This is a genomic window from Bacillus sp. cl96, from assembly GCF_900100505.1.
Taxonomy (GTDB): Bacteria; Bacillota; Bacilli; order Bacillales; family Bacillaceae_G; genus Bacillus_A; species Bacillus_A cereus.
The window spans coordinates 544,092-564,862 of the sequence record NZ_FNDM01000001.1 but is presented as its reverse complement, the minus strand read 5'-3'; the positions used below and the strand labels follow the sequence as shown (position 1 = coordinate 564,862).

The following is a 20,771-nucleotide window of genomic DNA, read 5'->3' as shown; positions in this document are numbered from 1 at the left end:
TATGGAAAATTTAAAAATTAATTCTCTTAAAGAAAGTTATTTACTATCGGGTGAAGATACTAAAAAGCTCAATAAACGTATCATATTCCATTTGAAGAGGGCTTTTGATGCAATTGAGACTGAAAAAGGTCTTGAAATCCCGAAAAATAATGAGAATGTTATTTCTGAATTAAGTGATTATTTATCTAAAAAACAAATTAGTTTACTTTTAGATACAGAAGCAGACCATACATTAGTTAATTTGTATAAGGAAGAAATGGATTTTAAAGAGTTCTCAAATAAAGCAAAAGATATTTGGAATAGAAATGTAAATGAAGGTGAATTTCGAAAATTCTGTGAATCGCTAAATGGAAATTTGGTACGTACTTTATATCCATTGCAGCTGTTGGCTGCATATCACTTAGCTTTTTCTCAGAATGCTTGTAATTTTTCAGTTCCGGGAGCCGGTAAAACAAGTATAGTCTATGGAGCATATAGTTATTTAAATTCACTAGATATAACACATAAACAATTTGTAAATAAAGTACTTGTGATAGGACCACTAAGTTCCTTTGGCCCATGGGAAAATGAATTTAAAGATTGTTTTGGAAGAGCACCTGAAGTAAAAAGGCTTTCGGGGGGGAATCTTTCAAGTGAATTAAGAAAAAGATATTTTTTTAGTAGAGATACTGCTGAATTAACTTTAATTTCGTATCAAGGTATTATTAATCAAAAGAAAAATTTAGAGTTCTTTTTAAAAAATAATGATGTAATGATCGTACTTGATGAAGCGCATAAAATAAAAAATACAGATGGAGGTAGTATAGCTGAAACTATATTAGATTTGGCTCCGTTAGCTAAAGGTAGGGTGATTTTAACTGGAACTCCTGCTCCTAACGGATATAGGGACTTATATAATTTATTTAAATTTATTTGGCCTAATAAAGAATTAATAAATTATAGTTTAAATCAATTGGATGATATGACAGAGAATCCTCGAGACCCTAGAATACAGCTGTTAATTGATGATATCTCTCCTTATTTTGTGAGAATCAAAAAGAAAGATTTAGGTTTGCCTGATAAAGTGGAAAATCCACCTATTGTGGTACCCATGGATAGTACTCAAAAATTAATCTATGAGACCCTAGAACAAAAGACTATTAAAGATTTAGTTGATAATGACGTAGGTCTAGTAGATGAGTTTAAAAAAGCTAAAATAATTAGGCTAATGCAAGCAGCAAGTAACCCATATTTATTATTAAAGCCAATTCAAGAAGGGATTTCAGGCATAGATTATTCCCCAAAAACATTTGATGAAGAATTAATTAATACCTTGATTAACTATGAGCGGACAAATTCAGTTCCTCCTAAATTTGATGCTGCTTTAAAGTTAATTCAGGATTTAATTAGAAGAGATGAAAAGGTAATTGTTTGGGCTATTTATATAGATACTGTTGAAAGATTTTCGGATTATCTTCTAGAAAACGGAATAGAGTGTAAAATTTTATATGGAAAAACTAAGGTAGAATCAGAAGGTTTAGATGAGGCTGTGGAAACTAGGGAGAAAATAATTAGGGAGTTCCATAGTGATGAGTCTGAGTTCAAGGTTATCATTGCGAATCCTTTTGCTGTAGCAGAATCTATTTCTTTACATAAAGCTTGCCACAATGCAATTTATTTAGAACGAAACTTTGATGGGGCGAGATACGTTCAATCTAAAGATAGGATACATCGTTATGGATTAGGTATGAACACTATAACAAATTATTATTATCTAATAACCGAAAATTCGATTGATGAAGTGATTGATGATAGGCTGATTGAAAAAGAAAATTTAATGATTCGTGTAACTGAAAACTCTGACATACCCTTATTCCAAGTATTGGATGAAGAGATTGATAAAAGTGATATTAAGGCGTTGATTGAAAACTATGTTAGCAAAAATCGTTAACTGTCGGGCATATGCTGATTTGCATAAATGTATATTGGTGCTAAATGTTTTAAAGTCAGAGTATAGATCTTTTCAAGAATTGCATACATATTTTTCAAATGACATAGTGATAAATATGAATCTAGGGGATACCTTAAGGTTATTTGAGGTGCTAGGATATCTTTTCATAATTGAAGAAAATGAGATTACGAAGTATAAAGTTATAGACACTGAGTATAGTCATAGCTCTATAATAAAAGATATTTTAAATTTATTAATCAAAAATAAGGTATGTGAATTACATAGGATTGATTTCGATTTTTATATTAAAATTAATCAAGAGTTCTATGCACTTCGAAATTTATTATTACTCTCAGAATCTATAATGAAATCTCAAATAAAGCAATTTTATCGGATTGATGGTGTTTTTTCAGATTACTTGCAAAAATTCTCACGGAAAATTAGCAAGGAGCAATTCTTAAAGCAATTAGAAAAGCAAAATGAGTTAGGAGAGCAAGCTGAAAAGTATGTTTTAAAACTAGAACGTAGTAGGTTTAATTCTTTACGTGAAATTAAACATGTCGCGCTTGACGATAATAATATTGGATATGACATAATGTCTTTTATAGATGATAAAAGTGATGAGTATGATAAATTTATTGAGGTTAAATGTTATTCAGGGTATGTCAATAGATTTTTTATAAGCAGAAATGAAATAGCACAATCTAAGAAATTAAGAGAGAATTATTTTTTGTATCTTGTTGACTCTAAATTTGATTCTCCTCCGGTCGTTATTCAAGATCCTTATAAATTTATATTTAGTAACTCGGAAATAGCTTATGAAATTGAAAATATTAGCTATAATATTAATCATATTATTTAATACCTAAATAAATCAGTTGTTTCAAACGAAAATAAATTTCAAAAAGGTTTTATAGTTTTTGGGGAAATAGGGAGGATAAAATGTTATAAATTGTTGTTATTGGTAGTTAGGAACTTTAGATACACTTTAGAAAATATTCTTCTCTTAAAAGTAGTGAGAGGCGAGCGTATCTGGATAAATGATAGATAAAAGAAATCCTAGTGAAATTACTAGGATTTTGTAATTTTTAAGAGTGTTATGAGTTAGTAGAGAAAAGTAGATTCTATATTAAAGAAAAAGTAAATTAAGAGTAGGTTCTAATTAATAGTAAAAATAATGTAAGGAAGAGAAGATATAAGTATTTTGTATATAGAATTTTTAGTTATTAGGATGATAACAAGGAATTAATAGTCACTAAAGTATTATTTACAAACAAATAAGGCTGTTATAACTACATCAGTACCCATTTTTTGTGAAATGAGAAATATTAATTTCTTCGAATTTAGAATAGGGATTTTTGTAAGTATTAAATAGCTTAACATTTCAAGTTAATAGGAATTATTTTTTAGTATAAAAAGAATTTTAAAATGATAATGAAGAAACAATTTACTCTAAGAATGCTAATTACATATTTATAACACACTAAAAATGAAAGTATATTAGTCAAAGAAAAATTTATTAACATTCAAATTGCAGAAAATATAATTAAAATTGAAATCCTTCTTTCTTAATACACTCTAAAATAGTATGGTTCAACATGAATAGCAATCAATATATATAAGAGAAAAGGATAAATTTAAGGATATTCTAGATTAAATAAAGAAATTTTACTTCTCATTATCTACAGTAAATATAAAAGTATAGAAACAGTTTTTTTATTTAATTATCTTGTTTATATGATAAAGGAGTGATGAAATAAAATATTTTTAAAATAGAAAGAAGTTAATAAAGAATACAGTATTATAATGTGTATATATAATTATTTTAAAATTTATGAATGTAGTAGAGGATTTAATAGGGGATGGAATAAAAATATTCTTACCATTTATTTTTTCATTTATTAGTTTTGTTAATATTTACGGGGCAATAAAGTTAATTTTATTAGGTCTTGTTAGATAGAGGGGGTTAAACTTTAGAAAAATTACCCGATTAAATTGATAAAAGGAAGAATCAAATAGTGCTTATGAAATTTTCTAGTATTGTAATGGAATAAGTGTTATTCGTGAGGAAATTCTCCATTTGGTTTTCAAATTTGTATTTAGTACAAAGGGAGTTTAGTATATTAATTTTTAGTTGTTAATATAAGTTTTTTATATTAAGTAGAAAAAATAACAAATAAGGCGAGATAAAGTATATCTTTGTGGGGGATTTATGGGAAACATATATAATTTTGGTAAATTACTTGTTGGCGAGTTTAGTAATGATAGTCTTAATCAAAATTTAACATTTGCAGTTGCTATTGCAGCAGGATTATTAACAGTCAGTGCTCTTGTGACTATATTTATTTCATTGAACAAGCAACAAATAATCCAAAAGTGTAAAACACTTTCATGGGAAATGGAAGACATTATTAATGGAGATGAAAAGGCTTATAATAAATCGAATTTGAAAAGTAAATTTACTTTATATGAAAGGCTACTAAGTGAGCCCGTTTTACTAAGATTTAAACCAATATTTATTAACTTTAATAACTGGGCGATAATTCTTACAGTTCTTTTTTTACTTGCTACAATTAGAATTTGGCTTAGTATTGGTTATTTTTTAGGAGAAGACATAGCTGAGATAACGTTTGCTGGTGTAGTGTTACTTACGCTTTTTACCTCTTTAATGTTTACATTAATTAGTGTTAGAATTACAGGGAATTTAGACGTCCCAAAGAATATATTAAATGGGAATAAGTTAAGTAAAATAAAAACTAAAGACTTATGTGCAGGTTCTAGTAGCTTAATTTTCAAGAAAGAAAATAATATTTTATTGGGTAATCTTAATGTAAATTTACCAATTACTAATGTAGAGATACTACCACTTCTCTATGGAATCAGCTATGATAAAACAAAAAAAGAGAAAAGTATTAAGGCTATGGATCTTTTATGTACTCCTTACTTTCCAAAAGAGGAGAAAGTGAAATTTGCATATACAAGCCAATTTCAAAAGAAAGTTATAGTCATAGATGAAGCAGAATCATTTAAAGAAAGTATTACAGGAATAATTCGAATTGGAGATAAACTCAACCCTTCTCCTAGAAATAATATAGGTATGTTTTCTAGTCCGTTTTATCCGACGGGGTATAACTATAATATTTATTTTATTGATTTTGAAAATCCATTAGAAGAGAATCATACAGAGATGGAAGTGAATATTTCTAACTATGATGAAATTGAGGTTTATTGCTATTTTAGAACAAGCGAAGGAACAACATATGTTGAATACGGAAAAATAGAAATAAATAAATTTAATGAAGATTCGGTAATAGAACTTCCCCCAATATCCATTTCTCATAATAATATTGATTTTGAGGACATAGAATGGGAACACAAAGTAGAATTTGAGTAAAGTATATAACTATAATCTGTAACAATATTAGGGATAGATACATAACTTAAGGGGAAGTAAGATTAAGTTATTTTTGAGGATTTGTGCAAGTATAATATATTTTATATGGGTAATGAAAAGAGGCTCTATTCACTTGATTGAATTAGAGCTTTTTCTTTTTTAGAAGAATAAAAATTAAATTACATTTAAAGGACTTATGCAAATTTACTAAGGAGAGGGCTAGTTTCTCATGTATGGAAAGTAAATTATGAGTTCTATAAAGGATGAAAATGTTATATTGCTTGAAAAAGAAAGGTGAATATAGAAAAAGCTAGAGGAAAGATTAAAAAGGGCGGTTATTGATGAAATGGTGTTATGTATAAATTTAGATAGATATTTAATTTATTTATATATATGTTAGGGTATAAAAATATGCGTTGCCTGTCTATTTAAAAGATACACGTATCCCTTGCACCTCCCCCAACGTCACCCCCTAATCTAAAGAAGACAAAATAAAAAAGGGGGACCAAACCACTCATGAAAACCACCACAAAAGAAAAAAGAAACACCATCATTATGCTACTACTTTCAGCCGCAATTGGAATCTTTTCACCAATACTCATGTACATCACACTGGCACGTAAAAATGAAGTGTACAAATATCATTACCGAAAGGCGTTCAACTTTCACTTGTTAATTTTTCTTCTATTTAATATTAGTTCGCGTATTAGTGATGTTTTGTTTTGGATTGTATTTATTTTTGAGGTAATTCAAGTGCTCATTGTTGCGTGGAAAGTAATACGCGATGAACCATATTGTTATTTCATTCGAATTCCGTTATTTAAAGAAGATAAGTATATAGTGGAAGGAGAATAGGTGATGAAAAAAGAAGTGGAGATAAAGGAGAAGCAATTTTTTGTTATGGTTGCAGTGTTGTTTATTGCGATTTATATTGTTTTACGAAAAAGAAAGTATGAGTACTTTTATGATGGTATTAGCGAGTATGAAAATCGTTATAGAGGGCATGTTCCTTTTTTACTGCTTGCTGTGGGTTTGTTTCAATATTGTCGGCAGAATGAGATGAGTTTTTCTCATATGCTTCAGTATGTGAAAGATAAGTTGTCGGAGTAGGTGAGGATATGGCGTGGATGATTAGTGAGTTTGCAAGTGTTGGAGATGTTACGGTGCGGACGCTTCGTTATTATGACAAGATTAATTTATTAAAGCCGAGCGATTATACTGAGGGTGGGCATCGGTTATATACGAAAGATGATTTGTATGTGCTGCAGCAAATTCAATCGTTTAAGCATCTTGGTTTTTCGCTGGGGGAAATTCAAAATATTATATTGCAGCGTGATATAGAGACGGAAGAATTTTTAAGGCAAATGCATTTTCAAAGGGAATTGCTTTTGGCAGAGCAAGAAAGAATTGCGAAGGTGCTTTCGCATATGGATGAGATGACGAAGAAGTTTCAAAAGGAAGAACGAGTGGATGTCGCTTTGTTTTCTTCGTTTTTGCAAACCTTCATATGGGAGAAAGAAAATAAAGAATGGTTAGAGGAACACTTTTCAACGGAGAGTATTCAAGCGTTTTATAATAATAAGGAATTAAAAGAAAAGTTTGATCGGCGTTTTATGGATGTGATAGGGAAGTTGAAAAAGTATAAGGAAGAAGAGAAGGATCCGAGTCATCATGACGTTCAAGTTACTTTGAAGGAATTTTTCAATTTAATAGAAGGAGTAACGAACTATCTTGATATACCTCAAAGTGATATAGAGAATATAATCCAAAAATCAAACTTCTCACTATCTGAATTCCCAACCCTCTTTACAACCAAAGAAGAAAACTATATAAAAGAAGCAATCCAGCAGTTTAACACCTAGTTAAACTGCTTTTCCATTATAATAGAAGAAAAACCAAACGGAGGAAAAATCCCATGCCAACCTACAACAAACTAATCAGAAACAAAATCCCACAAATAATAAAATCCAACGGAAAAACACCCACAACAAGAATCCTAAACGAAGATGAATATATAGAAGAACTCTGCAAGAAAACACAAGAAGAACTAACAGAATATATCGAAGCAAAAACAAAACCCGATAAACTAGAAGAACTATCCGACCTACTAGAACTAATAAACGCCCTAGCCGAACACGAAGGCACAACACTAGAAGAAATCAACAACATCCGTAAAAAGAAAGCAAAAGAAAGAGGTGGCTTCTCAGATCGAGTCTTTCTAATTGAAGTAACCGATAACTAACCCCTCCTAAGCCCCTTCCAAGCCCCTACCAAGTAATAAATCACTAAGAAAAAACATAACAAAACAAAAACACCAACAAACACCGTAGTAGTAGTCAAAAAAAATTTTGAAATAACACGCCAAAAACCCGGCCCTCCCGCCTATATATATTACAAAGGGGCTTTTACATTTTGAATGGGGACGGGAGGAACTTTGATGGCGGTCTATCGTAATGTGCAGGTGAATTTTTGGCAGGATGATTTTGTTTTGGATTTGACGCCGGAGGAGCGGTATTTTTATGTTTATTTGTTAACTTGTTCGAAGACGACGCAGTGTGGGATTTTTCCTTTTCCGAAGCGGTTAGCTGAGATGGAGACGGGTTATAATCGGGAGACTGTTGATAAGCTTGTGCAGCGCTTCATTGATTATGGGAAGATTCTTTATGATGCGGATACGCGGGAGTTATTCGTTTTGAATTGGCTTCGTTATAATCCTGTGACGAATACGAATGTGGAGAAGTGTGTGCTTCGTGAGCTTAAGGGTGTGAAGAATAAGGAGTTTATACATATGTTTCTTCAGAAGTGCGTAGAGGAGGAGCTGAATGTTCCAATGCTTTTAGCGCATTTCGGTATGCCGAGTGATTTGGCTGTAGATGATGTTGAGCCAGTTTGTGAGGAGACAGAGGTGGAAGAAGAGGTTATAGAGGAAGAAACGGGAAGTCGTGTGTTTTCTTTTTATGAGCAACATTTCGGTAGTTTGTCTCCTTTTGCGGTGGAGGAACTGAGTGCGTGGATGGAAGATTTGTCAGAGGAGCTTGTGTTGAAGGCGCTTCAAATTGCGTTTGAGAATAATAAGCGGACGGTTGCTTATGTGAAGGGCATTTTGAGAGGCTGGCACGGGAAAGGGTTTACGAAAGTGTGTGAGGTTGAGGCAGATACGGCTAAGTTTCGGAAGAAGGAGTCGTCTGTTAGTACGGGGGAGACGGAGGAGTTTTTGGCGAGGTGTGAGGAGTGGGAGAAGAATGCGCCATCTGAGGAAGAGTTGCAGCGCTTTTTAGCGGAGCGCGGGTGGCGGCCATGAGTATTCAAAATGTGGAGGCGGAAAAGACGGTGCTAGGTTCTCTATTAATTGATGGAGAGCTTATTAAGGAGTGCCGTTTGACGGAGCAGTATTTTTCTATGCCAGTACATAAGTCTATATTTCAGTTAATGCGAAAGATGGAAGGAGAGGGGCAACCGATTGATCTTGTGACGTTCATTTCTCGGGTAGATCCGAAGTTTTTAGAGGGTATCGGGGGAATGGAGTATTTTATAGGGTTAATGGATGGTGTGCCTACTACTAGCAATTTCTCTTATTATGAGGGGCTTGTTCGAGGTGCTTGGAAAATGTATCAGGCGGGTGTTCTCGGGCACAAGATGGGAGAGCGCCTTATTGCGGAGAAGAATGAGGAAATTATTGGTGAGACGATTACGGCACTTTGTGAGTTAGAGGAAAAAGACTCTGTATGTGAGTTTGATTTGAAGGATGCGTTAGTTGATTTGTATGAGGAGCTTCATCAAGATGTGAAAGAGATTACTGGTATTGAGTCTGGTTATACATCGTTAAATAAAATGACGTGTGGACTTCAGGAAGGTGATTTTGTCGTTCTTGGTGCGCGTCCTTCTATGGGGAAGACTGCGTTTGCGCTTAATGTTGGACTACATGCGGCGAAGTCTGGAGCGGCAGTTGGATTGTTTTCGTTAGAAATGAGTAGTAAGCAATTGTTAAAAAGGATGGCTTCTTGTGTAGGTGAAGTGTCAGGAGGCAGGCTGAAAAATCCGAAGCATCGTTTTGCGATGGAAGATTGGGAGAAGGTAAGTAAGGCGTTTGCGGAGATTGGTGAGTTGCCATTTGAGATTTACGATAATGCAGGCGTTACGGTACAAGATATTTGGATGCAAACCCGTAAGTTAAAGCGGAAACACGGTGATAAAAAGCTTTTAGTCATTGTAGATTATTTGCAGCTCATTACGGGCGATCCGAAGCATAAGGGCAATCGATTTCAAGAGATTAGTGAGATTTCTCGTAAGCTTAAGTTATTAGCACGTGAATTAAATGTTTGTGTAGTAGCACTGTCACAGTTATCTCGTTCTGTAGAGTCGCGGCAAGATAAGCGTCCGCTTTTATCAGATTTAAGAGAGACCGGACAAATTGAGCAAGATGCGGATGTCATTATGCTTATGTATCGAGAGGATTATTACGATAAGGAAACAGTGCAGAAAGAGATGACGGAGATTCATGTGGCGAAGCACCGGAATGGGCCTGTGGGGAGTTTTAAGCTGAGGTTTTTGAAGGAGTTTGGGCGGTTTGTGGAGATTGGATGATAAAATAGAAGAAGGCATATAAAAAGGTAAAGGAGTGGTTACGGATGACAAAAGTAGGTCGTTTATATGAGCAAGAGAAGCAAGAAGAAATTGATAAAGCACTTTCGGCAGCTGGAATGCTCTTTAAAGGAATGAGTGTAGAAGAAATAGCTAAAAAATTAGATGTAACAATTGAAAAGGTAAAAGAGTGGGAGAAGCGTTTATCTCATTAATCGCTGGGGTAATGGCAGCGTCTGTATAAATTTATACAAAAATAGCCGAATATTTACTATATAATAGTCGGCTATTTTTGTACGGAGAAGTTGTTAGGTTTAATACGCAAAATTTTTTATTTGCTCTTGAATATGCTTCTTATTTCCCCATAAAGAAAGTCTTTCTCTCTGCCGTAATCCACTGCTGCAAATCATCTTGGTTACGTCGGACAAGTCGATTTACTAACACATCATGCCATACATAATCCTCTAATAAGTATATATGGACGGGGTCATCTGTATAAAAAGCAATATTACGCTCTGCAAGTGATGGTCCATAAATCATTTCTTTAGAATCTATCGATACAATAAACCAATGTTCTGTAGACAAGGTTTCTGTATAAGGTGTTATGCGATGGGCTTCTAGATTTTTAATGGGATTTTCAACATGTAGGGTAATACCTTGTATTGTAACTTTATCAGCTACTTCAGATAGATCTTCTTTTAATGCTTCATACATCTCATCCCACATTGAAATGACAATACGTCGTTCTGCTTTTTTTATTAATGCCTGAGAATAGCTAATGATTGTTTGATTGTCTTTTAAAGTAATGACTCGATTATCCGTTTTTTCCTCGGAAGTTTCTAGTTTTTTTAATGAATCACTTATTCCTTCATATGTAGACTGCCATTCTGATTGCGCCTTCTGTAAAAAGATTTCAACAGGTAGAGGTGAATAGCGAGTGGTGTCATTTATTTCTTCTTTCATGACAATGCCTTTTTCTACAAGGTTACCTAAAATCTCATAAATTCGCGCTCTTGGGACACCCGAATCTTTACTCACTTGGTAGGCTGTGACAGGCCCTTGTTTAACAAGAGATACATAAGATTTAGCTTCATATTCATTGAAACCAATTTTTTTAAGCTGTTGCACTATGTAGTCCACTTTTTTCGTCCTCCGATGTTTGCTTTTATATTTCAACGTTACAATAACTCTTTACATTTAGCAAATTGATAGTTACTATTACAATAGTGACTAAAGGGGAGGCTACTAGTATGGATTTTTATTTAGACCCATCTGTATTAATGATTTTGATTGTTTTTGGATTTGTAGCTGCATTTATTGATTCAGTTGTAGGTGGTGGTGGATTAATCGCCTTACCAGCTTTATTATTTACAGGATTGAATCCAGCAAGTGCAGTAGCCACGAATAAATTGGCATCGACAATGGGAAGTGCAACTAGTAATATTGTGTTTTATCGTTCTGGTAATCTTAATTTGAAATCGGCGTTTAAATTATTTCCAATCACTTTCATAGGTTCCATAATAGGGGCATGGACCGTTCATTTAATGAATCCAGAAGTATTGAAGCCATTAATGCTGATCATGCTTGGTGTGGTCGCTATTTATACGATATTCAAGAAGGATTGGGGAAGTATTTCCACTCATAAAAAATTGTCTGGCCGACACGTCATTATTTTTACCTTTTTTATTTTTGCTATTGGTTTTTATGATGGATTTTTAGGTCCTGGTACAGGTTCATTTTTAATGTTTTCTCTTTTATTTATTGGGTATGATTTTTTAAAAGCAGCAGGTACTGCGAAGTTTCTTAATTTAGGAAGTAACGTTGGTGCATTGTTGATGTTTATGTATGTAGGGCAAGTAAACTATGTGTATGGTTTTATAATGGGGATTGCTCAAATTGCTGGAGGAATCGCCGGCTCCAAATTTGCTATAAAAAAAGGCAGCGGGTATGTTCGCGCCCTTTTCATTACAGTAACTTGTTTGTTGTTAGCGAAAAATCTGTATGACTATGTGCAGTAAGTAATCAAAGGACGTAGAAAAGGTCAAATATGTAGATTACATAAAATATAAGAAGATATTAGGAGGAAATTCCTTTTAACATTTTTCATTTGAACGTTGTAGCCATCATATAGCTATAACGTTTCATGTTTTTAAAACAAGTAATATTTTATTGAAAACTGCTGTAACCCCTGGTACATATAGGGTGTTGTAAGTTTTAAAGTGAAAGTTGTAGCCATCATATAGCTATAACGTTTCATGTTTTTAAAACAAGTAATATTTTATTGAAAACTGCTGTAACCCCTGGTACATATAGGGTGTTGTAAGTTTTAAAGTGAAAGTTGTAGCCATCATATAGCTATAACGTTTCACATTTTTAAAACAAGTAATATTTTATTGGAAACTGCTGTAACCCTTAAGCATGTGGATCGATACATGTGAAAGCTCACCATATGTATTACATTTTTTATGAAGAAATAGAAATACTTCTAAATCAGCATTTGTAATACCGTATAGCTTATGTTTTCTGCCTTCGTTTTTATCAAATGCACTTATTTCATCTACAATTTTTTTCATTTTCAGTGAAACAGATGGCTTTGCTTTTGCAACAAATCCCTCTTCATCTGCAATTCGTTCTTCGTAGGACATTAACTTCACAATGTCTTCTAGGTAAGTATCTTTAAAATTGTAATACTTACCTTCTAAAGCGTCTACTAACCTTTGCCATGATTTAATTGTTACAATTACTGGTGTTGTTGTTTCACCATTCAAACTACATTTGTTCTTTATAATGAAAGATCTTGCCATCTTTTTCACCTCCTTTTATTTTGTTCACATAATATCTTTACAATTATTTGATAAAATAAAGTCAACTGCATATTGTGAGGGTGGGTGGTTATCCCTTCTTTCTATTTGGAAGGAAAGGAGGTGATAATATGGACTTTTTGTTTGATCTTGTAAAAGAGTTTGTCAAAGCGACTGTGCGCGAAGTTTCAGCGTATTTTTTGCGGAAGCAACTTCTAGATAAGGACAACAAAAAACCCACTCCGCGCCGTAGGAAGCAGAAGGGTGGGTTTCGTAAAAAGAAATAGCTTATAATAACTACCACCCATACGGTAGCAGTTAGGGAAGAGATGTTAGCGCATCTCTTCTTTTATTATATGCCATTTTAGTGGATGTCATACTTATATAGTACTCTACCGAAAATATATCATATTCCTATTTTATGGTCAATTTGATTGCATGATTGAAAAGGTGCAGTCTTATTCCTCTTCAAACTGAAAAATATCCCGGTTAATAAGTTGGTGGAGATACCTATCCATTTCAGCAGCAGAAACGCTTTTTTTATTTTTAAACCACCATGCGCTTAATGAGGTGATTGCCCCTGAATAAAATTCAATGATTAAATCATTGGGCATCGTATGATTTTTGTGCAGTTGATTTAACGCTTCTATTTCTTGTTTTCTCGTTTCGTGACTTAAATATTGTGTTCGGTTAATAAATTGTTCATCAGACATTTGCGTTTCTAATATTTTACCGATTTCTTCATGGTGTAGAAATTGTTCCATTACTTGAAATGGTTTACTTAATCGATCTGAAACCGGTATTTCAGCAATCATCTTGCTATATCGTTTAAATCCAAATGCTAATAAAGCATCTTTATCTTCAAAGTGTTTATAAAAGGTTGTTCGGTGTACCATTGCACGGTCACATATTTGGTTAATCGTAATCGTACTATATTTCTGTTTTGATTGCGTCATTAATTCAAATAAGGAATCCCACAGTAATTTATGTGTACGTCTAATACGTAAATCAAGTTGTTTTTCATTATCGTTCATCTACAATTCTCCTTTTTTGTAGATTAAATATACAGTGGCTGAAAATTGATTCTCCCTTTTTAATCTACATATGTATATTATGTTACATGTGTTCCGGTGTATTTAAAGTTTTTTAAGTAAGAAACAGGAGGAGAATCTGTAAATGAATATGACAACTAAGAGCCCAGCAAGTGGCAAATTTGATACTTCTAATTTGAAACATACCCCCATTTTAATTGCATTACTTTTAGGTGCAATGGTTGCATTATTAAATGAAACATTACTTGGAAATGCGTTAACGGTATTAATGAAAGAATTTGACGTAACGGCTTCAACGATTCAATGGCTTTCTACAGCATACATGTTAGTAGTTGGGGTTTTAGTTCCAATTACAGCGTTACTTCAGCAATGGCTCACAACGAGACAAATGTTTTTGATCGCTATGGTAACGTTTTTAGTCGGTACATTAATTGCGGGATTCGCACCGACATTTTCCGTTTTATTAATTGGCCGTATCGTCCAAGCTGTAGCGACGGGGTTAATTACACCGTTATTAATGAATACGATTTTAATCATTTGTCCACCTGAAAAACGTGGTGCGACAATGGGATTAATCGCACTCGTGATGATGGCAGCTCCGGCAATTGGCCCTACATTATCTGGAGTAATTGTGGATTCATTAAATTGGCGCTGGTTATTCTATATTGTTATTCCTATCGTGATCATTTCCATTATGATTGGGATGAAGTACATTCAAAATGTTTCAGAGTTAACAAGGCCAAAAGTAGATTACCCATCTATCCTTTTATCGACATTAGGATTTGGCGGGCTTGTGTATAGCTTTAGTGCATCGGGTGATTTAGGATGGTCCGATGCAAAAGTGTATGGCACTTTAATTGTTGGGCTTATCTCATTATGTATTTTTGCCGTTCGACAATTGAAAATTGAGAATCCAATTTTAGAATTACGAGCATTTAAAGTTCCGATGTTTACATTATCAGTTGGATTAATTGTCATTGTGATGATGTCGTTATTTTCAACGATGACTTTATTACCGATGTTCTTGCAAACCGTTTTACTCGTTACAGCTTTTAAATCAGGAATTATCATGCTTCCGGGAAGTGTTATTAGCGCCATAATGGGACCAATCGCAGGTAAACTATTTGATAAATTTAGTCCGAAAGTTATTATCGTTCCCGGCATTGTCTTAGTAGGAATTGCAATGTTCTTATTTAAAGGCATTACTCCTGATACATCAATGGTACAAATTATTGTCATGCATAGCGTATTAATGGTTGGACTCATGTTTGTCATGACAGCACAAACATACGGTTTAAATCAATTAACACCAGATTTATATCCGCACGGAACAGCACTATTTAGTACGTTGCAACAAGTAGCTGGTGCAATTGGTACAGCTATCTTTATTTCGAAAATGTCTTCAGGAACAACTAAGTATATGGAAAGCTCCGCAAATCCACTGGATCCAGTAGAGAAGTTAAACGGTTTAACGTCAGGGTTCCAAGGTGCATTTGCACTTGGGTTAATCTTTATTATTGTTGCATTTATCGTATCGTTATTCTTAAAAGAAGAGAAAGAAGGAGTAAAGGCAGCGAGGGTTTTACAGAACGAACATTAAGGTTTATATAAAAAAGACATCTTTCCCTAGAAAAGATGTCTTTTTTATATTTTTTTGTAACACTTGTTTTGGGTGTCTTCATACATAAGAATTGGTATGTACAATAATTATCCTTTTTGAGAATAACGATGCAAAGCCGTACTAATAACTAATAGTTCACCAGATGATTTAGTGACATCGTATATAGATTCTGTTATGAGAATAGTCATGATTATGAAGTTGTTATATTTATATTAAAAGATTTATCCTTTTTTGTAGTAAAAATTAGAGACTCTTCAATAAAAAGGAATTAAATATGATATTCTTTAGTTAATATATTTAAACGAAGACAGGGGAAATGAAGATGGACAAGAAGCTAACGTATTGGCTAGCATCTATTATAGGGGGAGTAGTACTTGCAACTGGTATGACTTATGGAATGTTACAGTTTGCTGAAGTCCCGCTTGGGAGTGAGGACCATGTTTTTGCAGAGGTTAATAAAGAAGACACACTATCGAATGAAGCAGAAGTGAAAGGCTCAAATGCACAACTTCACATTACAGTAACTTCTACTGAAGAAGAAGTGATTTCAGCTATGCATAGCATGACTCATCAAAAAGTAAAAGCGTGTGAAGGAAAGGGAGCAACCCCTATGTCCAAAAAGAATGCAGAGAAAGTAAGAAACATTCTAAACGGAAACAATTTCAAGAACAAAGAAGAGCTATTAGCAATTACTGAAAGATGGGCAAATAGAGATTTTAGTAAAATTTTAGAAGAACATAACTATTTTATTAAACTTCAAGGTGGCAAGATAGGTGAAGCTACAGTAATGGATACGGTAGACGAGCAAGTATTCTGTCTCAATACTTTCGGTGATGATGTAACGGCTGCATTAGTTAAATCAGAAGATCTTCAAGCGTTGTAAGGTGTTTTTTCTTTAATATAAAGAAAGCCTCAAGTATTCATATACTTGAGGCTTTTCTAATGGAAAGATAGGAATGATCCGAATTCCTTACATTAAGAACAAAGTGGAATTACTCCTAAACCAATTAATAAAGCTGCAGCAACTGCTGGAATTGGTACAGGAATTTGAATGCCTTCTACAAATAAGAAATACTGACCACTTACTATTTTAAAACAAACTACTTGCATGGCTATTCCTCCCTTCTTTTAGAATTAATACATTATATTAATTAATCTATTTATTGATATAGTTAAATTATTCATTTTTTAAAATATAGTTAATATGTGAATAGTTTTCGAAAGGACCTGCTCAATCAATGCGGAAAAACATAAGATGAAACGAATCCATTAAAATACATGAGTGAACCTTAGTTTTCCCCTCTTATCTAAAGGAGGAACTATTATGGGTTATGGTGGTAGTTGTGGCGGTTGTGGCTTCTCGGGAGGCTTTGCTTTATTAGTTGTGTTATTCATTTTATTAATCATCGTTGGAGCTTCTTGCTTCTGCTAAAAACTATTGGAAAAGACACTCATATAGAGTGTCTTTTCTTTCGTGCAAAATGCTTCCTGATATTATCCAACTGTATATAGTATACGGTATACTTTTTCCTCATTAGACATATAAAAAGGTTGGAGGGATGTTATGAAACTAGTAGGAAAGCACATTTATATTCGGCTTTATAAAACTGATGATGCTAACGAGTTAGCTAACTTACATATTAGAAATCGCGAATTTTTTCAGCGAGTTTGTCCATTGCTCCCAGAAGTTTTTTATACAGAAGAACATCAAAAAATACGTCTTGAACAAGCGTTAAAAAAGACAGCTGAAGGGCAAGTATATCCTTTTGGAATCTTTTTAAGAGAAAATGATAAACTTATCGGAGACATTTCATTAACTCAAATTGTTAGGGGAGACCTCCAAAGTTGTTATATGGGTTTTACTTTGGATAAGGAGCATAATACAAAGGGCTATACAACAGAGGCTCTTCAACTTGTTGTAGATTTTGCTTTTAGGGAATTACAGCTACATAGAATTGAAGCAGGAGCGATGCTTGCTAATTTAGCATCTATTCGTGTATTAGAAAAAGTGGGATTAAAAAAAGAAGGTATAGCGAAAGAAAATATAAGGATTAATGGCAAATGGACAGATCATCAAATATTAGCTATCATCAACAGCTTGGATGTGTAAGCTTATTTTGATTCCAATAACGATAATTATGTAAAGGGCTGTCTATATCGACAGCTTATTATATTTTTTGCTTAGCGTGATTTTTTCGGAATGCTGGCGGCGTCATTGATGGACGTAAGTACTCTGAACATGCACTTGAAAGAATGGTACCTGATACCGTTCAAGTTCGAGCGGAGCTTACAAAACGAGCACGTGAGCGAGCTGAAAGAAAAGGGTATGCATTCGGATCAGATAAATACATGGAAGAATTAAAAAAGTTGATCCTCGGGGAATGACTCCAAATGTAGTTGAAGATATTATAAAAACAGGCACTCGCAAACCAGGAGACACTCCTGGTACTTGGAAATACGTTAGAAACGAAGGCTACGTAGTTATAAATGATAAAGGTGATGTTATCACAGTTGTTCCCGCAAAGAAAAAAGAATAGAATGAATAGCATAGTAAGTAATCTATGAAAAAAAGGTTGAGGAATATTGGATATTAAACATGATAAGTATGAGTTACTAGAAATTTTCGAAAGCGAACCAGAAGATTACTATATTCCAGGTGCAGGTGCGTATCGATATAGTAAAATTGATAAACTTGGATTTGAACTGGTTATGAATATGTTCTATTATGATGCAACAGTTGAATTAATAATGCTATACGAAGACAAACGTATCATAGAAACCAAGATGGAATCAGTGAAAGAAATATATACTCGTAATGATTCACTATACATTCTAGGTACAGAAGAAAACAAAACAATCGAAGTAAAATTCAAGCCACATTTTACAGTTACAATAAATGAGTTTTAAAAACTTGAAATCAATGTTCGTAAATATTCTGAACATGCTTTAGAAAAAATGGATCCGGATACAATACAAGTTCGCGCTGAATTAGAGGCACATTCCAAAAGTAGAGGGATATACAGAAATTTAAAGAATTTGTTAATCCTAGAGGTATCACACCTTCTGTAGTAGATTTTCTGTGCCTTTCCATCGGAAAATCAAGGCTGATATAAAAAATGAGTAGAAAAAACAAGGCTCTTACTTCGTGGATACCGCTACAAAGTAAGAGCCTTGTTTCATTATATTTGTTCATACAGTTTTCCTTGTAGTCTTCTGTTTTCATCCTTCAATCGCTTATTCTTTATCAATTTTTCGAACAGGTTGCTCCCAAAAGTTTTTTATACAACATAACATCAAAAAATACGTCTTGAACAAGCGTTAAAAAAGACAACTGAAGGGCAAGTATATCCTTTTGGAGTCTTTTTAAGAGAAAATGATACAATGAAGATAATATTAGGGAATTATGGGGATGATTACGTTGCTTACTTTGATAAAATTTGTAGTTAGTTATGCTGCAAGTCTATTTGCTTTTATTTTTGGATGGTTCTTAATTTCATATATTTTTAATCCTAGCTTTATTCACCCAGACGTTTTACAGGGGTTCATAAAAACTATCGTCACTTATGGTAGTATACCAGCTCTTATAGCTTGTCTAATTGGGGAAGTTTTATATAGGAAAATTAAACGATGTCGAGAGTTTCAATTTGGAATTCCTTTATTTATAGGACTAGCAGTTATCTATACACTTATACCATTTCTTTTTCTTTTTAATTTTTCTTTTTCATATTTCTTTGACTTCGTTGCACCTGTTATTATGGGTTCCTTAGCGTTTTATTTAGTACGTAGAAAAATATAATTTTCGTTTTGATGCATTATAATAGCTATCTCTGAATCACTAGTTTCAAAAAGCCTTCACGCAATGATAATTGCATGAAGGCTTTTGATGTTTTCTTATTTTTTTGTCTCGTTAACCCATGTAATAATGTCCTGGATGACGTACTCGGGAATATTAGCAGGGATTTCATATTCACTAGGAAGACTTAATTCCCCGTCACCCTCCGTGAAGAAATGATTCAATTTCGGGTATTTTTTGAACTGAACATTCCTGCGGTTTGCAAGCCCTTCTTGCCATTTTGTATATTCATTTTTTACTGTTACTTGATAATCACGTGCTCCTTGCAGAATGAGTAAAGGCTCTTTTCGTGATTTTGCCTCTTCAACTGGACGCCACCTAGAAACATCATACATAAAATGAGGTGACCCAAAATTGTAGCCAGCTGGAGGATGGTCAGGATTGAAAGTAGGGTCCTGAATAAAAGCAGCCTGTCTTTTTAGTTCATCGATTTCTTCCTTTGATGCCCCAAGGTATTCATACTGATCAATGGCAATGTCAGTCAAAGGGCGTGCAGGTGGTGCGAGTAAGATACTTCCTCGAACAAGTGAGGAAGGCGCTTTGCTCAGTATACGCGGCATTGTGCCAGCTCCTTGGCTATGTCCGAGAATGAAAATATTATTTGGATCAATGCCTTCCTGCTGCGCTGCTGACTTTGCTGCATATATGGCATCATCTGTAGTATCACGGTCTAATGTAACAGGTTCTGCACTCATCTTTAATGCATGTTCTAAGGTACGTTTTTCATAGCGCAACACTGCAATTCCGTTGGATGAAAGGCCCACCGCAAGGTCTCGTAAGATTTTTGTTCCCAAATAGGTAGCATCGCGATCATGGATGCCAGCACCATGCACAAGAACAACGACGGGTACCTTTTCACCACGCTGATGCTTCGGAACTGTTAATGTCGCTGGTAACGGATAGGTAGAATTTCCAATGACGATTTCACGTTCTTGATAGGAGTCAGGTTGATCATAGCTAGGATGTGGGATGGTATAAGATTCTTCGGGTGGCCTTTCTCCAATTTCATCTACTTTCCCGCCAGGTGTGAATTTAAGGAGTAGCGGTATGGTAGTTCCTTCGGTAGCTGCTGGAATTTCTACCGTCTGATGGACCAAGTTTCGTTCTTTTATCACGGGGGTTCCCATGCTTTTTATCCCGCTCCAGCCACTTTGTGTCCACCAGTTTTGTAATGTGGTTGCTGTAAACTTGGATTGAAAAGCAGTAGACGTCAACTGTAGCGCCTCTGCATACTTACCTTGCTGGAGATATTCAAAAAATAATGATGTACGCTCCGTTAAAGAGACTAGTTTCGTTTCAGCAGATTGTTCTTCGCGTGTATCTGCGTGAATAGTTGTTGTAAGCGGGAAAGATGAAACGCCTAAAGAAAAGAGTAGGGGAAAGGTAAGTACTGATCTTTGTATTTTCTTTTTTTTATTCATGTTTTAACCTCCAATACGTGATGGTACAAAACAGGTATGGTAATTAGAATTCTGGTGCGAAAACTTCAAAATATTTGCAAGCAATCTCCAAAACTTGGACATACTCATATTATTATTC

22 protein-coding genes and 3 pseudogenes are annotated in these 20,771 nt (G+C 34.1%); 20 read left to right on the top strand and 5 right to left on the bottom strand.

Annotated elements, in window-relative coordinates; genetic code table 11:
• Nucleotide 1: 1 nt before the first annotated feature.
• From BLT20_RS03115 to BLT20_RS30445, 10 genes are all read left to right on the top strand, one after another.
• Nucleotides 2-1,930, top strand: coding sequence for a DEAD/DEAH box helicase (locus BLT20_RS03115; protein WP_000429253.1), 1,929 nt, complete (start codon nucleotides 2-4; stop codon nucleotides 1,928-1,930).
• The gene (locus BLT20_RS03110; protein WP_000879939.1) at nucleotides 1,911-2,792 is read left to right on the top strand and encodes a protein NO VEIN domain-containing protein; all 882 of its coding nucleotides are present in this window, start codon (nucleotides 1,911-1,913) and stop codon (nucleotides 2,790-2,792) included. The genes BLT20_RS03115 and BLT20_RS03110 overlap by 20 nt, the downstream gene beginning before the upstream one ends.
• Before the next feature lie 1,350 nt (nucleotides 2,793-4,142).
• Nucleotides 4,143-5,324 carry a hypothetical protein gene (locus BLT20_RS03105; protein ID WP_000526936.1) on the top strand — a complete coding sequence of 394 codons (1,182 nt, stop codon included), beginning with the start codon at nucleotides 4,143-4,145 and terminating at the stop codon, nucleotides 5,322-5,324.
• A gap of 516 nt (nucleotides 5,325-5,840) precedes the next feature.
• Nucleotides 5,841-6,179: a magnetosome magnetite crystal formation protein family gene (locus BLT20_RS03100; RefSeq protein ID WP_000859122.1), complete on the top strand. Its 339-nt coding sequence runs from the start codon at nucleotides 5,841-5,843 to the stop codon at nucleotides 6,177-6,179.
• 3 nt (nucleotides 6,180-6,182) lie between these two features.
• Nucleotides 6,183-6,434 carry a hypothetical protein gene (locus BLT20_RS03095; protein ID WP_000712444.1) on the top strand — a complete coding sequence of 84 codons (252 nt, stop codon included), beginning with the start codon at nucleotides 6,183-6,185 and terminating at the stop codon, nucleotides 6,432-6,434.
• 8 nt (nucleotides 6,435-6,442) lie between these two features.
• On the top strand, nucleotides 6,443-7,186 hold the full coding sequence (locus BLT20_RS03090; protein ID WP_000312436.1) for a MerR family transcriptional regulator: 744 nt from the start codon (nucleotides 6,443-6,445) through the stop codon (nucleotides 7,184-7,186).
• 53 nt (nucleotides 7,187-7,239) lie between these two features.
• The gene (locus BLT20_RS03085) at nucleotides 7,240-7,566 is read left to right on the top strand and encodes a nucleoside triphosphate pyrophosphohydrolase (RefSeq protein ID WP_001143672.1); all 327 of its coding nucleotides are present in this window, start codon (nucleotides 7,240-7,242) and stop codon (nucleotides 7,564-7,566) included.
• Between the two features lie 195 nt (nucleotides 7,567-7,761).
• Entirely contained in the window at nucleotides 7,762-8,625 is an 864-nt protein-coding gene (locus BLT20_RS03080) for a DnaD domain-containing protein (RefSeq protein WP_000312051.1), read from the top strand.
• Nucleotides 8,622-9,908 carry a replicative DNA helicase gene (dnaB, locus tag BLT20_RS03075; protein WP_000027308.1) on the top strand — a complete coding sequence of 429 codons (1,287 nt, stop codon included), beginning with the start codon at nucleotides 8,622-8,624 and terminating at the stop codon, nucleotides 9,906-9,908. Before BLT20_RS03080 ends, dnaB begins: the two co-directional genes overlap by 4 nt.
• 44 nt (nucleotides 9,909-9,952) lie before the next feature.
• Complete coding sequence (locus BLT20_RS30445) at nucleotides 9,953-10,120, top strand: hypothetical protein (RefSeq protein WP_000169783.1); 168 nt, start codon at nucleotides 9,953-9,955, stop codon at nucleotides 10,118-10,120.
• A gap of 139 nt (nucleotides 10,121-10,259) precedes the next feature.
• Here the strand turns inward: BLT20_RS30445 and BLT20_RS03065 are convergent, their stop codons facing one another.
• A complete protein-coding gene (locus tag BLT20_RS03065; protein WP_000384611.1) occupies nucleotides 10,260-11,045 on the bottom strand; it encodes a TrmB family transcriptional regulator in 786 nt (261 codons plus the stop codon).
• Between the two features lie 110 nt (nucleotides 11,046-11,155).
• Here BLT20_RS03065 and BLT20_RS03060 point away from each other — a divergent pair, with 110 nt between their 5' ends.
• Entirely contained in the window at nucleotides 11,156-11,923 is a 768-nt protein-coding gene (locus tag BLT20_RS03060; protein ID WP_000348465.1) for a TSUP family transporter, read from the top strand.
• Nucleotides 11,924-12,319: 396 nt separating this feature from the next.
• Here the strand turns inward: BLT20_RS03060 and BLT20_RS03055 are convergent.
• Nucleotides 12,320-12,709 (bottom strand): annotated as a pseudogene (locus BLT20_RS03055) (hypothetical protein); the annotation flags it as partial.
• Between the two features lie 128 nt (nucleotides 12,710-12,837).
• Here BLT20_RS03055 and BLT20_RS30440 point away from each other — a divergent pair.
• On the top strand, nucleotides 12,838-12,993 hold the full coding sequence (locus BLT20_RS30440) for a hypothetical protein (RefSeq protein ID WP_000346676.1): 156 nt from the start codon (nucleotides 12,838-12,840) through the stop codon (nucleotides 12,991-12,993).
• A 171-nt stretch (nucleotides 12,994-13,164) separates the two neighbouring features.
• On the opposite strand, the gene BLT20_RS03045 is transcribed toward BLT20_RS30440, so the two are convergent.
• Complete coding sequence (locus tag BLT20_RS03045; RefSeq protein ID WP_000999305.1) at nucleotides 13,165-13,740, bottom strand: TetR/AcrR family transcriptional regulator; 576 nt, start codon at nucleotides 13,738-13,740, stop codon at nucleotides 13,165-13,167.
• Nucleotides 13,741-13,882: 142 nt separating this feature from the next.
• Between BLT20_RS03045 and BLT20_RS03040 the strand changes: the two genes are divergently transcribed.
• Both BLT20_RS03040 and BLT20_RS03035 read left to right on the top strand, forming a co-directional pair.
• A complete protein-coding gene (locus BLT20_RS03040; RefSeq protein ID WP_001057512.1) occupies nucleotides 13,883-15,358 on the top strand; it encodes an MDR family MFS transporter in 1,476 nt (491 codons plus the stop codon).
• A gap of 343 nt (nucleotides 15,359-15,701) precedes the next feature.
• Nucleotides 15,702-16,262 carry a PRK06770 family protein gene (locus tag BLT20_RS03035; RefSeq protein WP_000358708.1) on the top strand — a complete coding sequence of 187 codons (561 nt, stop codon included), beginning with the start codon at nucleotides 15,702-15,704 and terminating at the stop codon, nucleotides 16,260-16,262.
• A 92-nt stretch (nucleotides 16,263-16,354) separates the two neighbouring features.
• Here BLT20_RS03035 and BLT20_RS30890 read toward each other — a convergent pair whose 3' ends face one another.
• On the bottom strand, nucleotides 16,355-16,489 hold the full coding sequence (locus BLT20_RS30890; RefSeq protein ID WP_001198456.1) for a hypothetical protein: 135 nt from the start codon (nucleotides 16,487-16,489) through the stop codon (nucleotides 16,355-16,357).
• Nucleotides 16,490-16,703: 214 nt separating this feature from the next.
• Here BLT20_RS30890 and BLT20_RS03030 point away from each other — a divergent pair, with 214 nt between their 5' ends.
• The 6 genes and pseudogenes from BLT20_RS03030 to BLT20_RS03010 all read left to right on the top strand — a co-directional run bounded on the left by BLT20_RS03030 (nucleotide 16,704) and on the right by BLT20_RS03010 (nucleotide 19,175).
• A complete protein-coding gene (locus BLT20_RS03030) occupies nucleotides 16,704-16,811 on the top strand; it encodes a YjcZ family sporulation protein (RefSeq protein ID WP_000540375.1) in 108 nt (35 codons plus the stop codon).
• 132 nt (nucleotides 16,812-16,943) lie between these two features.
• A complete protein-coding gene (locus BLT20_RS03025) occupies nucleotides 16,944-17,489 on the top strand; it encodes a GNAT family N-acetyltransferase (protein WP_000779768.1) in 546 nt (181 codons plus the stop codon).
• Between the two features lie 95 nt (nucleotides 17,490-17,584).
• Nucleotides 17,585-17,916 (top strand): annotated as a pseudogene (locus BLT20_RS03020) (hypothetical protein); the annotation flags it as partial.
• Between the two features lie 46 nt (nucleotides 17,917-17,962).
• A complete protein-coding gene (locus tag BLT20_RS03015) occupies nucleotides 17,963-18,286 on the top strand; it encodes a hypothetical protein (protein ID WP_000351759.1) in 324 nt (107 codons plus the stop codon).
• Nucleotides 18,287-18,607: 321 nt separating this feature from the next.
• Nucleotides 18,608-18,763, top strand: a pseudogene (locus BLT20_RS30740) (N-acetyltransferase); the annotation flags it as partial.
• A 19-nt stretch (nucleotides 18,764-18,782) separates the two neighbouring features.
• On the top strand, nucleotides 18,783-19,175 hold the full coding sequence (locus BLT20_RS03010) for a hypothetical protein (RefSeq protein WP_002025420.1): 393 nt from the start codon (nucleotides 18,783-18,785) through the stop codon (nucleotides 19,173-19,175).
• A 95-nt stretch (nucleotides 19,176-19,270) separates the two neighbouring features.
• Here BLT20_RS03010 and BLT20_RS03005 read toward each other — a convergent pair whose 3' ends face one another.
• A complete protein-coding gene (locus BLT20_RS03005; RefSeq protein ID WP_001035279.1) occupies nucleotides 19,271-20,653 on the bottom strand; it encodes an alpha/beta hydrolase in 1,383 nt (460 codons plus the stop codon).
• Between the last annotated feature and the right edge of the window lie 118 nt (nucleotides 20,654-20,771).